Source organism: Neisseria zalophi (assembly GCF_008807015.1).
Taxonomy (GTDB): domain Bacteria; phylum Pseudomonadota; class Gammaproteobacteria; order Burkholderiales; family Neisseriaceae; genus Neisseria; species Neisseria zalophi.
In genome coordinates this window covers 2,212,456-2,225,621 of record NZ_CP031700.1, presented here as the reverse complement: position 1 = coordinate 2,225,621, position 13,166 = coordinate 2,212,456, and the positions used below count along the sequence as shown (strand labels likewise).

9 protein-coding genes are annotated in these 13,166 nt (G+C 46.1%); 5 read left to right on the top strand and 4 right to left on the bottom strand.

Going from position 1 to position 13,166, the window contains the following annotated elements:
* Entirely contained in the window at positions 1-3,198 is a 3,198-nt protein-coding gene (locus D0T92_RS10265; RefSeq protein ID WP_151052580.1) for an efflux RND transporter permease subunit, read from the bottom strand.
* Between the two features lie 9 nt (positions 3,199-3,207).
* On the bottom strand, positions 3,208-4,479 hold the full coding sequence (locus D0T92_RS10260; RefSeq protein ID WP_151052578.1) for an efflux RND transporter periplasmic adaptor subunit: 1,272 nt from the start codon (positions 4,477-4,479) through the stop codon (positions 3,208-3,210).
* A 152-nt stretch (positions 4,480-4,631) separates the two neighbouring features.
* On the opposite strand from D0T92_RS10260, the gene D0T92_RS10255 reads away from it, so the two are divergent.
* The 3 genes from D0T92_RS10255 to D0T92_RS10245 all read left to right on the top strand — a co-directional run bounded on the left by D0T92_RS10255 (position 4,632) and on the right by D0T92_RS10245 (position 8,124).
* Positions 4,632-5,288 carry a TetR family transcriptional regulator gene (locus D0T92_RS10255; protein WP_151052576.1) on the top strand — a complete coding sequence of 219 codons (657 nt, stop codon included), beginning with the start codon at positions 4,632-4,634 and terminating at the stop codon, positions 5,286-5,288.
* Positions 5,289-5,457: 169 nt separating this feature from the next.
* Positions 5,458-7,365 carry an arginine decarboxylase gene (gene speA / locus D0T92_RS10250; protein ID WP_151052574.1) on the top strand — a complete coding sequence of 636 codons (1,908 nt, stop codon included), beginning with the start codon at positions 5,458-5,460 and terminating at the stop codon, positions 7,363-7,365.
* Between the two features lie 69 nt (positions 7,366-7,434).
* The gene (locus tag D0T92_RS10245; RefSeq protein WP_151052572.1) at positions 7,435-8,124 is read left to right on the top strand and encodes an aspartate/glutamate racemase family protein; all 690 of its coding nucleotides are present in this window, start codon (positions 7,435-7,437) and stop codon (positions 8,122-8,124) included.
* A gap of 212 nt (positions 8,125-8,336) precedes the next feature.
* Here the strand turns inward: D0T92_RS10245 and D0T92_RS10240 are convergent, their stop codons facing one another.
* The gene (locus D0T92_RS10240) at positions 8,337-9,074 is read right to left on the bottom strand and encodes a pirin family protein (protein WP_151052570.1); all 738 of its coding nucleotides are present in this window, start codon (positions 9,072-9,074) and stop codon (positions 8,337-8,339) included.
* Positions 9,075-9,401: 327 nt separating this feature from the next.
* Between D0T92_RS10240 and fghA the strand changes: the two genes are divergently transcribed.
* The gene (gene fghA / locus D0T92_RS10235) at positions 9,402-10,241 is read left to right on the top strand and encodes an S-formylglutathione hydrolase (protein WP_151052568.1); all 840 of its coding nucleotides are present in this window, start codon (positions 9,402-9,404) and stop codon (positions 10,239-10,241) included.
* 280 nt (positions 10,242-10,521) lie between these two features.
* Positions 10,522-11,343 carry a 2,3,4,5-tetrahydropyridine-2,6-dicarboxylate N-succinyltransferase gene (gene dapD / locus D0T92_RS10230; protein WP_151052566.1) on the top strand — a complete coding sequence of 274 codons (822 nt, stop codon included), beginning with the start codon at positions 10,522-10,524 and terminating at the stop codon, positions 11,341-11,343.
* A gap of 104 nt (positions 11,344-11,447) precedes the next feature.
* Here the strand turns inward: dapD and D0T92_RS10225 are convergent, their stop codons facing one another.
* Positions 11,448-12,899, bottom strand: a complete 1,452-nt coding sequence (locus D0T92_RS10225; protein WP_151052565.1) for a dihydrolipoyl dehydrogenase — start codon at positions 12,897-12,899, stop codon at positions 11,448-11,450.
* Positions 12,900-13,166: the final 267 nt, after the last annotated feature.

The following is a 13,166-nucleotide window of genomic DNA, read 5'->3' as shown; positions in this document are numbered from 1 at the left end:
TTAATCCTTATCAGTGTATTCATTTCCAACCGAATTGGGTAAGGCCGTTGCTCCGGCCGGTGTTCCGTTGGATTTATCTTTAAAGAGTTTGCGGATCAGTACATAAAACAGTGGTACAAGGAATACTGATAAAATGGTACCTATCAACATACCCCATAACACGGTTGTACCGATACCACGTTGGCTGGCCGAGCTGGCACCGGAGGCAAGATAAAGTGGCACAACACCTAAAATAAAGGCAAATGATGTCATGATAATCGGGCGGAAACGCAGATGTGCTGCTTCCAGAGCAGATTCAATTGCATTTTTACCTTGTGCCTGTAGATCTTTAGCAAACTCAATAATCAAAATAGCATTTTTGGCACTTAAACCGATCACGGTAATCAGGCCGACTTGGAAGTAAATATCATTAAGATAAGCGGGGGCATTGCCGAATAAGGCACCTATCATATTGCGTCCGTTTACGCCCAACACTACGCCTAAGAAACCGAGTGGTACCACTAAAATCACGGCTAAAGGAATCGACCAGCTTTCATATAATGCAGCCAATACTAAGAATACGGCAATAATGGCAAATACATATAAAGTGGTTGTTTGCGAACTACCTTTGATTTCTTCACGAGATTGGCCGCTCCATTCTAAGCTGTAGCCGTCCATTTCATCGACCATGCGCTGTACTTCGGCCATTACATCACCTGAAGAATAGCCTTCAGCAGCTCCGCCGCTGATTTGCATGGCAGGGTAGCCGTTGAAGCGGACACTTTGTTCAATACCGTTTTGCCATGATACGGTGGCAATGGTAGACAAAGGAACAGCAATCCCCTGACTATTTGGCACGGTTAATGCCAAAATATCAGAAGGTTGCATACGAGCTTGGGCATCGGCTTGTACAATGACACGTTGTAAACGGCCTTTGTTGGGGAAGTCGTTGATATAAGAAGAACCCAATGCCGTTGCCAATACCGAACGGATACTGTCGAAATTGATCCCTTGTGCAGCAGCAGCTTCGCGGTTGATGTCGATTTTAAGCTGCGGCGCATCTTCTAAACCGGAAGGGCGGACACTGGAGGGGTCAAACATTGGATTTTGGCGCATTTTATTAACCAGTTCATTGCGCTTGGCCAATAATGCATCATGCCCGCTATTGTTACGGTCTTGCAGATACATTTCAAATCCGGAACTATTACCCAGCTCCCTAATGGCAGGCGGGTTGACAGTAATTGCATAACCGTCTCGCACTTGACCCATTAAAGCACCGGTCAACTTGCCGGCCAGTGCAGTCGCACTCGTTTCCGGCGTAGTACGTTCCGACCAATCTTTCAGTGTAATAAAGCCCATGCCGGTATTTTGTGCCGAGCCTGAAAAACTGAAGCCGGAAATACCGATTATGCTTTCTACTTCGGGTTGATCCATAATCACTTTAGTGGCTGTAGCTAAAGTAGCATCGGTCCGCTCTTTGGTTGCTCCAGAAGGAAGCTGCATAATCATCATCAGGCTACCTTGGTCTTCATTGGGCAGAAACGAGTCGGGAATGTGGGTAAACAATAATCCGGCCACTGCGGTTAAGATGGCATAGATTATCATCATGGGGAAAGATTTATTCAGAATTTTGGCAACCCAGCCTTCATAACGGTGGGTACCTCTTGAAAATTTGCGGTTAAACCAACCGAAGAAGCCTTTTTTCTGTTCGTGATGGCCTTTGGGGATTTGTTTGAGTAATGTACCGCACAAGGCAGGCGTGAGTGATAACGCGAAAAATGCCGAGAATGCGATGGCAATTGCCATAGTGACGGCAAACTGACGGTAAATATTACCGGTAGCACCGCTAAACATGGCTAAGGGTATAAATACCGAAATCAATACGGCGGTAATACCGATTACGGCACCGGAAATCTGGCCCATGGCTTTTTTGGTGGCCTCAACCGGTGTGAGGCCCTCTTCAACCATAATCCGTTCGACGTTTTCTACCACCACAATCGCATCGTCCACCACAATACCGATCACCAAGACCATGGCAAACATGGTTAATACGTTGATCGACATCCCCAGATACCAGATAGAGGCAAACGAACCCAATAGGGAAATCGGCACCACAATAGTTGGAATCAATGTATAGCGGATGTTTTGTAGGAAAATATACATCACGATAAACACCAATACGATGGCCTCTATCAGGGTAGTAACCACTTTTTGAATGGAAATATTAACAAATTTAGAAGTATCGTAAGGTGCAGACCATTTCAAATCTTGCGGGAAAAAATGCTCTAATTCGGCCATCTTTTCACGTACGGCAGCGGCTGTTGCCATGGCATTACCGGTATTGGATAACATTACCGCCATACCCACGGAAGGTTTACCGTTCAGGCGGGTACTTGCACCGTAGTTTTGGCTACCCAGCTCGATACGGGCAACATCTTTCAGATACACGTTAGCGCCGTCGGTATTGGAGCGTAGGATAATATTGCCGAATTCTTCCGGTGTGGAAAGCTGGCCTTCCGCCATAATGGTTGCGGTAATAGATTGCCCGGCCGGAGCGGGGAGGGCACCGATACTACCGGTGGAAAGCTGAACATTTTGTCCGCTGAGTGCTGCAGAAATATCGGCAAAAGAAAGGTTATAGTTTTGCAGTTTTTTCGGGTCGGCCCAAATACGCATCGCTCTTTGTGAACCGAATAAGTTTACATCACCGACACCATCAATACGTTGTATTTCGGGGCTGATATTACGTTCCACATAGTCGCCGATTTCTTCCGTACTCATCGTTTCGGATGACATCATTAATACCATTAGGAAGTTAGAGCGTGCTTTGGCGACGGTAATCCCGTTTTGTTGTACCGGAGCAGGCAATACTCGGGTGATTTGGGAAAGTTTGTTTTGCACATCGACTTGTGCCAAATCTTCATTGGTTTCGGGCGTAAATACTAATCTGACCGAGCCCCTACCATTAGAGGTGGCATTGGTGGTCATGTAGTCCAATCCCTCTACACCATTCATATTACGCTCGATAACGGCCAATACGCTGTCTTCCATGACTTGGGCGGATGCACCCGGATAGCTGGTTGATAGAGTAATGGTCGGTGCTGCAACGGAGGGGTATTGTGAAACCGGCAAATAATAGATACCAACAATACCGGCAATAATAACAAATATTGCAATCACCCACGCAAAAATAGGGCGGTCAATAAAAAATTTAGCCATGACTGCTCCTTATTGTGCTGTGGAAGCTGCTTGATCGGCATCGTCAGAAGTGATTTCGGTATCTGAAGCCGTATTGTTCATATCGGTAGGAGCCGGAGCTTCGCTGCCCGGTGCGGTCCATTCTTGCGGAGTCACTTTTTTCGCGCCCGACATACCGACAATTGATAGGCCGTTCACAACCACTTTGTCGCCGGCTTGAAGGCCGTCTGAAATAATCCAGTTATTGCCTTGTTGCTGTACCACATTAACTTGGCGCGGTTCCAAGCTGTTTTCCGCATTAACAATCATAACGGAGTTTGATTCTCCGCGGGTAACTGCCTGTTGCGGTACGGCGAATGCATTGGGAATATCTGCCTGAGGCAGTACAACACGCACATATAAGCCGGGTAATAAGATATTGTCGGGGTTTGGCACTTCAGCGCGCAAAGTCACTTGACCGGTGGTTTGGTCGACGGTCGGATCGGCAAACAACAGACGGCCTTTGAGCGGATAAAGCGTACCATTTTCTAATTTAATCTCAATTTCGACACCGCCATTGACCGACTGCATTTTCCCATCTGCGATATCTTGGCGCAGCTGCATCACTTCGGCTGCTGATTGGGTGACATTGACATACATAGGATCGGTTTGTTGGATAGTCGCTAATTTGGAGGGCCCGCCGGGGCTGACTAATGTACCTTCGGAAACAAACGATTGACCGATATAGCCGGAAATCGGTGCGGTAATACGGGAATAATTCACATTGATTTGTGCCGCATTAATACCGGCACGCGCCGCTTTTACACTGGCCTCTGCAGAGCGTTTGGCTGCAACGGCGGCATCATATTCTTGTTTGCTAATAGCATCAGCTTCAACCAATGGTTTATAGCGCGATAAATCGGCATTGGCTTTGGCTAGTGCCGATTGTGCTGAAGCCAGCTGGGCGCGAGCATTTTCTAAAGCTGTGGTATAGACGGCATCATCAATTTGATAGAGGGGTTGCCCGGCACGGACATAGCTGCCTTCTTGAAACAGGCGTTTTTTGATAATACCGCCGACTTGCGGCAAGATATCGGCGATACGGCGAGATTCCAAACGGCCGGGGAGTTCGGTGCTCAGCGTGATATTTTGCGGTTGCACGGTGACGACACCGACAAGGGGGGCGGGTGCTTCTTGTTCCGTCCCTTTTTGGGCAGATGCATTGTCCCCTCCTTGATTACAAGCAGATAAAGCAAGCATTGTAGCGGCCGCCAGTGCGGCTAGTTTCAATGTGTTTGTTGTGTTGGGTGTAAAGTATGACATTGTTTTATTTTCTTTCTTTTGTTTAAACCTTAACGAGAAATAGCCTGACAAATTTTTTGCAATTATACATACACAGTTGCATGTTAAAAAGTTGTTTTCTATAATTGCGTAAATTTTTTTACGAAAAATAACTTAAATATAGCCATTATTTTATGAGAAGAACCAAAGCCGAAGCACTTGAAACACGCCATAATTTATTGATGGCGGCGCTGGAAACCTTTTATCAGAAAGGTACTTCCCGTGCATCTTTGAATGAAATCGCTCGTGCTGCAGGGGTGACGCGCGGTGCATTGTATTGGCATTTTAAAAACAAAGAAGATTTGTTTGATGCGCTTTTCGGACAATTATGTGAAGATGCCGAAAGTCAGCTGAGAAATGATTTGGCAGACGGTGCCGCTGATATGCTCGAAAGTCTTTATAATAGTTTATTGGCGATGTTTGACCGTTTGGCCAATGATCCACTTTATTATAAATTTTGCAGTATTCTGTTTTTAAAATGTGAATATGTTACCGAGAATCAGTCGATTGTCGATATTATCGGCAAATATGAAAAGATGTGGTATGAATTGCTGAAGGCCGTATTAATGCAGTGTGTGAAACAGCAATCGTTACCGGAAAATTTAGATATTGATGCAGCGGTTTTTTATTTGCAATCCGCAGTAACCGGATCGATATATCAAAATTTGGTGAATCCGGTTAGGGTGGATATAAAAGGGGATATGTTGTTGGTTTTTGTCAGAACCATTATCGGCGGGCTTCAATATTGTCCGACATTATGCAGCCCGGAAAATAAACTTGTATCCGAGTAATAGATTGATTATTTGTAATGAAAAGGCCGTCTGAAATATTTTCAGACGGCCTGATTGATTCATGGATAACTGAGGCAGGATATCGGATATGTTATGATTCAGGCCGTTTCGTTATTTTTTATCGATAACGGTTAGATACTTCTTTTATTTTATTGATAAGGATAAAACCATGACTTGGTCGGTAGCAGACAGTGTTTCTCTTTACGGTATCCGCCATTGGGGCGACCGTTATTTTTCCGTGGGGGAAAACGGTCGTGTCATGGTTCGGCCGAACGACAATAGCCCGGTAGAAGTGGATTTATACGATTTAGTTTCGCAATTGAACGAACGCGGGCAGGATTTGCCGATGTTGTTTCGTTTTCCCGATATTCTGCAAGACAGGGTGGCGCGTTTGTGTGCGGCGTTTAACCGTTCTATCCGTAAAAACGAATATCAGGGGCGTTATACGGCGATTTATCCGATTAAGGTAAATCAACAGGAATCGGTGGTTAAAAATATTATCGTGCCGAAAAACGAACAGGTATCCATTGGCTTAGAAGCCGGCTCCAAGCCCGAACTGATGATTGTGCTGGCGTTTGCCCCCAAAGGCGGCACGATTGTGTGCAACGGCTATAAAGACCGCGACTTTATCCGTTTGGCGCTGATTGGTCAGCGGCTCGGTCATCAGGTGTTTATCGTGATTGAAAAAGAATCCGAAGTGGATTTGGTGATTGAAGAATCGCGCAATCTCGGTATCCGTGCCAATATCGGCCTGCGTGTGCGCCTGTCGTCGCTGTCTTCGAGCAAGTGGGCGGATACCGGCGGGGAGAAAGGTAAATTCGGCTTGTCGGCCGCACAATTGATTTCGGCGGCTGAAAAACTGACTGCTGCCGGTTTGGGCGATACGGTTAAATTAATGCATTTTCATATGGGTTCGCAGATTTCCAATATTGCCGACTACCGTATGGGCTTTAAAGAAGCCGTGCGCTATTTTGCCGAGTTGCGTAGTTTGGGGCTGCCGATTGAATATGTGGATGTGGGCGGCGGTTTGGGCGTTGACTACGACGGTACCCACTCGCGCAATGCCAGTTCGATTAATTACGATATGGGCGAATACTCGCATGTGATTGTGTCGATGTTGGCCGAATATTGTAATGCCAACAATGTGCCGCATCCGCATATCTTTTCGGAATCGGGTCGCGCCATGACGGCACACCATGCGGTTTTGGTGATGAATGTGACCGATGTGGAAACCCTGCCCGAACAGATTCCCGATATTGCCGACCCTGAAACGCTTTCGTTTGCCACGCAAAAGCTGATTGCCTATCTGGATATTAACGACAGCGAAATGGTAACCGAAACCTATTACCGCATCGGCCATTACCTCACCGAAGTGACCGAGCTTTATCTGGAAGGCAAAGTGCCCTTAAAAGAAAAAGCTTTGGCCGAACAGCTTCATGCGGTATTGTGCCGCCGTCTGAAAACACAACTGCAAGCCGGCAGGCGTTCGCAGCGTCAGGTTTACGACGATTTAAACGATAAGTTGGCCGATAAATATTTCTGTAATTTTTCCGTGTTCCAAAGCTTGCCGGATACATGGGCGATTGGGCAGGTGCTGCCGATTATGCCGCTGCACCGTTTGAACGAACGCCCGACCCGTCGCGCGGTTTTGCAGGATTTGACCTGTGATTCCGACGGTAAAATCAGCCAGTATGTTGATCAGCAGAGTATTGAATCCAGCATGCGTGTGCATGCCCTGAATCCCGGCGAACCGTATATGCTCGGTGTGTTTATGGTAGGGGCTTATCAGGAAATTCTCGGCGATATGCATAATCTGTTCGGCGATACCGATTCGGTGAACGTTTATGTGCGTGATAACGGCAATATCGAATTCGGCGGTATGGAAGAGCACGATACCATTGAAGATATGCTTCATTATGTGCATCTTTCTACCAACGAAGTGATTAACCGCTTTGAAGAGAAAACCCGTTGGGCGCAATTGAAAGCGACCGAGCGCAAACTTTATACCGCCGAATTCCTACATGCGTTGAAACAAAGCAGCTATTTGAGTACCGAAGCGGAAGACGAGCAGGAATAAATCTTTCAGACGGCCAAAAGTTTTTATGGCTTGTGACGCCGCTTTTTTATCTTTATAAAAGGGAACAATATGAAAACCTTAGGCATGATTGGCGGCATGAGCCCTGAGAGCACCGTTTCTTATTACCACATTATCAACCGCGAAGTGAACCGCCGTTTGGGTGCGAACCATAGCGCCGAAATGTTGCTATACAGTATTGATTTTGAAACCATTGCCGCCATGCAACGGGCGGGGGATTGGCGGCAGGCGGGCGAAGTGTTGGCCGCTGCCGCCGTGAAGTTGGCTGCAATGGGGGCGCAAGCCGTGGTATTGGCAACCAATACCATGCATAAAGTCGCTTCTGCTATTGAACAGGCAGTGGATATTCCTCTGATTCATGTGGTTGATGTGACCGCCGAAGCGGTGAAACGGCAGGGTTTGAATAAGGTCGGCCTGTTGGGAACGCGTTTTACAATGAACGATGATTTTTATACTGAGCGTGCTAGGGCATCGGGCATAGAAACCATAGTGCCTACCGAACGGGAACAGGCGGAAATCCATCGGATTATTTTTGAAGAATTGTGCCTGAACCGTTTTACCGAATCGGCCAAAGCTTATTATCTCGGTGTGATGGAACGGCTGGCAGAGCAGGGGGCGCAAGGTATTGTATTCGGTTGTACGGAAATCGGGTTGCTGTTGTCGCCGCAGGAATGCCCGTTGCCGGTTTTCGACAGTGCTCAGATTCATGCTTTGGCAGCGGTGGAATTTGTTTTGTCGTAAAACAAGGTTTTAGGCCGTCTGAAAGATTTAAAGCGATATCGGATAATATTGCTTTCGGTTGCGGTGATGGATTTTGCAGATAAAAAGATGCCCCGTTCCATTTATCCGCCAGGCGGGTAAATGTATACGGGGCCAAGTTCTTACTTTCGGGCTTGTGGTACTACTTAAACTTTAAAATTTCAAAATAAACTTCAAAAAATTCTTCTTCATTTTTAATGGCGTTGGTTGATATTGGCTTCGATATCCATCGGCACATCCATCAACAGGATTTCGGCATCGCCTAGGGCTTCTACATCGAACCCGTCGGTTTCCCATAAACCCAAACCGTCGCGTTCGTTGAGTTCAATCCCACCGACTTTGGCTTTGCCTTTGATTACAAACGCGTAAACACCGTTACCCTCACGTTTGACGTTGTAATGTTTTTTATTGCCGTCTGAAAACTTAGCCAGCGAGAACCATGCGTTTTGATGAATCCAAACACCGTCGTCATCCATATTCGGCGAAACGATTTGTTGGAAATCATTTGGCTTGGCTTCAGTTGTGATATTGACTTGCTGATAGCGCGGTTTAACGCGGTTTTTGCGCGGCAATACCCAAATTTGTAAAAATTTTACGGCTTGGTCGTGGTTTGCGTTCATTTCGCTATGAACAACGCCTGTTCCGGCAGACATCGCCTGCACATCACCGTTTCTGATAATGCTGCCATTGCCCATGCTGTCTTTGTGAGCCAAGTCGCCGCTCAAGGGTACGGAAATAATTTCCATATCGCGGTGTGGATGGTTGCCAAAACCCATGCCGGCTTCTACAAAGTCGTCATTGATAACGCGCAGTACGCCGAAACCCATGCGCTCGGGGTTGTAGTAGTTTGCAAAGCTGAAAGTATGTGCGCTTTTTAACCAGCCATGGTTAGCAAAACCGCGTGAACCTGCTGCGTGGTAAACTGTTTGCATAATATTATTCCTTATTAGTTTTTAATTGATATTTGTTGGCTTCTTAAGCGATGGGTGAATTATACGTATGGCAGTATGGGTGAAAAAAGTAGCTTATATGAAAAGTACTATTTACCATTTGGAAATAATATTATCTCTATCGGTTTGATTGTTTACTTTTAAGAATGTCAAAAAATATAAAATATTCAAGAAAATAGTGTTTTTTAAAAGTATGATGTTTTATAAAATTCTTTTAAAAATAATTAGTTAGTATTAATTTGTGCTTTGAGATGTGAAATAAGCAGCAAGCATGAATTATGTTTTTATCAAAAAAATGTGAGGTAGGGTATGAATGGTTTAACGCTAATAGAACGTCATAAAATGTTTAACGGTCATCAGGAGCGTTATCGGCATGTTTCCAAAACCAATAATTGCGAAATGACCTTCAGCATTTATTTACCGCCGATGGCCTTGCAAGGTTATAAAGTGCCGGTTTTGTATTGGCTCTCCGGTATTACCGCGACCGATGAGAACTTTACCCTGAAAGCAGGAGCGCAACGCTTTGCCGCGCAATGGGGGATGGCTTTGGTGATGGCGGACACTTCACCACGCGGTGAAGGGGTGGCTGACAGTAATGAGCTGGGTGTGGGCTTGAGTGCCGGCTTTTATGTGAACGCCACCGAAATGCCGTGGGCGAAGCATTATCGGATGTACGATTATATTGTGCAGGAATTACCCGAACTGGTGGAAAGCCATTTTCCGGTGAACGATAAGCGCAGTATTGCCGGTCATAGTATGGGCGGGCATGGTGCGTTAATGATTGCTTTGAAAAACCCGGGCCGTTATGCTTCTGTTTCTGCTTTTGCGCCGATAGCCAATCCTTCGGCAACGCCGTTATGGCAAAAAGCATTAACCGCTTATTTGGGTGAAGACAGCAGCACTTGGTTGCCATACGACAGCACTGAATTGGTTAAAAATGCTACTCAACCTTTGCCGATATGGGTGGATCAGGGCGATGCCGACGAATATTATCCGGAATTGCGGCCGGAGGCGTTTATCCATGCTGCCCGTGGTAAGGGTTTTAATGTGCAATTCAGTGTGCGTAAAGGCTATGATCATAGTTACTTTTTTATCGGCAGCTTTATTGATGCGCATATTGAGTTTCATGCTGATGCTTTAGGCTTATAAAATAAAAACCGTTATCATAGGCCGTCTGAAAACATTTTCAGACGGCCTGATATCAGGGAATCATGGCCATCGGCGCATTTTCAGTTAAAATAGCGTGAAATCGTTTTAAAGCCGAGGGGTATATGGCTTTGTATGGCGAATCGTGTTTTGCCTGTATATGCCTGCCCTTTGCGGTTTTAACGGATTGGATAAGATTTTCATTTGAATAGGCCGTCTGAAAGTACGATAGGTTTTCAGACGGCTTCAGCCCGATTAATCCGAGCCTTTTAGGAAAGAAAATATGTCATTACAAAATATTATTGAAACAGCGTTTGAAAACCGTGCGCAAATCAGCCCGGCAACGGTAACGCCCGAAGTAAAAGAAGCAGTAGAGGAAACCCTCCGTCAGTTGGATTCAGGCGCATTGCGTGTCGCCGAACGTTTGGGTGTCGGCCAATGGCAGGTAAACGAATGGGTGAAGAAAGCGGTATTATTGTCTTTCCGTATTCAGGATAATGGCGTATCAGACGACGGCGTGAATAAATATTTCGATAAAGTGCCGACCAAATTTGCCGATTGGGATGAACAAACCTTTAAAGCCGCCGGTTTCCGTGCCGTTCCCGGGGCCGTTGCCCGCCGTGGCAGCTTTGTGGCAAAAAATGTGGTTCTGATGCCGTCTTATGTGAATATCGGTGCTTATGTGGATGAAGGTGCGATGGTAGATACTTGGGCGACTGTCGGCTCTTGTGCGCAAATCGGTAAAAACGTTCATTTGAGCGGTGGTGTGGGTATCGGTGGGGTGTTGGAACCGTTGCAAGCCAATCCGACCATTATTGAAGATAATTGCTTTATCGGTGCCCGCTCTGAAATCGTGGAAGGTGTGATTGTCGAAGAGGGCAGTGTGATTTCTATGGGGGTGTATATCGGCCAATCAACCAAAATCTACGACCGCGAAACCGGCGAAATCCATTACGGCCGCGTGCCTGCCGGTTCGGTGGTGGTATCGGGTAATCTGCCGTCTGCCGATGGTAAATACAGCCTGTATTGCGCGGTGATTGTGAAAAAAGTCGATGCGCAAACCCGCTCGAAAACCAGCGTAAACGATTTATTGCGCGGGGTTTAAACTTTTGTTTAGGCGGTTATTAGAAGCCGTCTGAACAATATTAAGCAGCAATAAAAAAACAAAGCCGTCTGAAAAGTTTCAGACGGCTTTGTTAATTAGATATTTTATGCACCCGGACATTCGGCACATTCATTGCTTTGCATACCGAGTCGGAGCTGTTTGTTAACATCACGCAATGCCGTGCGCAAACCTTCTTCGATAACGGGGTGGTAGAACGGCATATCCAGCATTTGCGGAATCGTCATTTTTTGTTGGTGCGCCCATGCTAACAGGTGCGCCAAGTGTTCGACAGCCGGGCCGACCATTTCCGCACCGACAAACAAACCGGTACCTTGTTCGGCATAAATGCGCATGTGGCCTTTGTTAACCAACATCACACGGCTGCGTCCTTGATTTTTGAAGGAAACTTCGCCGATAATCAAGCATTCGGGATTTTTAAAGCGCTCCATAACCTGATTATATTTTAAGCCGACAAAGGCAATTTGCGGGCTGGTAAAGACTACGCCCATCGGGCTGCGGCGCAAACCGTTTTCAATATTGGGGTATAAACCGGCATTGTCACCGGCAATTTTGCCCTGATCACTGGCTTCATGTAGCAGTGGTATTTGGTTAGATGCGTCGCCGGCAATAAAAATATGGGGAATACTGGTTTGCATCGTCAGGGGGTGTGCTTTGGGTACGCCTTTGTTATCTAATTCGATATCAAGGTTTTCCAAGCCGAGTTTCTCCACATTCGGATGGCGGCCGATAGCGGCTAACAGATAATCGGCAACATAAGTACCACGCGATCCGTCTTTGCTATCCCAGCAAACTTCTACTTTACCTTGGTCGTTGAGTTTGACTTCGGTACTGCAATCTAAGTGTAACGGTATTTCTTCGCTGAAAATACGGATGGCTTCTTCTGAAACGATAGGATCATCAATAGCGGCAATTCTATCGCTGGCACCGAAAATTTCTACTTTAACACCCAAACGGTGCAACGCTTGGCCTAATTCCAAACCAATCACACCGGGGCCGAAAACAGCAACACTTTCCGGGAGGGTGTTCCATGAGAAAACGTCATCGTTGATAATGAGTTTGTCACCTAGTTCTTTGCGCCAGCCGGGCAATACAATAGGGTGTGAGCCGGTAGCAATGACAATGCGGTCTGCTTTAATAGTTGTATGGTCGTCTACTTGAATGGTGTGTTCATCAATAAATTTAGCCGAGCCCATAATGCGTTTTTCTTCAGGCCATGCTTCTACGTCTTCTAATACAAAGCCGACAAAACGGTCGCGTTCGGATTTAACACGGTTCATCACTTCTTCGCCGTTCACATTTACGCTGTCTTTATCCAGATGGATGCCGAACGGATCGGTATGTAAGGCGTGATGGCGTGCTTCAGCAGCGGCAATCAGCAGTTTGGACGGCATACAGCCGACGCGGGCACATGTCGTACCGAATACGTTGTTTTCAATCAGATAAACATTGTCTGTGTGTCGGAGTGCATTGCGGAATGCACCCATGCCGGCAGTGCCGCCGCCGATAACGACAACATCAGCTTGAATTTGTTTCATATAATTTCCTTTATTATGTGGAGAAGCCGGTTAGGGCCGTTATTTTAAAAAATTTTGATTAAGGAAGACGAACGATACTATTCTTATCTTACAAAAATAGAATACCTTCGATAACGGAATCTGCTCTATCCTGCTTTTGTAAAACAACTTTCTATGATAACACGTTGTTATTTTATTATGATTATTTCATCGGCCGTCTGAAATGATTTAAACGTGCCATTGTGAAATGAAATCACAACGGCACGTTTAAATTGCGCAGAATATTGT

Bases quoted from the DNA above. Each gene is read 5' to 3' on its own strand.
- D0T92_RS10265 (WP_151052580.1), bottom strand. From the start codon at position 3,198: ATGGCTAAATTTTTTATTGACCGCCCTATTTTTGCGTGGGTGATTGCA.
- D0T92_RS10260 (WP_151052578.1), bottom strand. From the start codon at position 4,479: ATGTCATACTTTACACCCAACACAACAAACACATTGAAACTAGCCGCA.
- D0T92_RS10255 (WP_151052576.1), top strand. From the start codon at position 4,632: ATGAGAAGAACCAAAGCCGAAGCACTTGAAACACGCCATAATTTATTG.
- speA (WP_151052574.1), top strand. From the start codon at position 5,458: ATGACTTGGTCGGTAGCAGACAGTGTTTCTCTTTACGGTATCCGCCAT.
- D0T92_RS10245 (WP_151052572.1), top strand. From the start codon at position 7,435: ATGAAAACCTTAGGCATGATTGGCGGCATGAGCCCTGAGAGCACCGTT.
- D0T92_RS10240 (WP_151052570.1), bottom strand. From the start codon at position 9,074: ATGCAAACAGTTTACCACGCAGCAGGTTCACGCGGTTTTGCTAACCAT.
- fghA (WP_151052568.1), top strand. From the start codon at position 9,402: ATGAATGGTTTAACGCTAATAGAACGTCATAAAATGTTTAACGGTCAT.
- dapD (WP_151052566.1), top strand. From the start codon at position 10,522: ATGTCATTACAAAATATTATTGAAACAGCGTTTGAAAACCGTGCGCAA.
- D0T92_RS10225 (WP_151052565.1), bottom strand. From the start codon at position 12,899: ATGAAACAAATTCAAGCTGATGTTGTCGTTATCGGCGGCGGCACTGCC.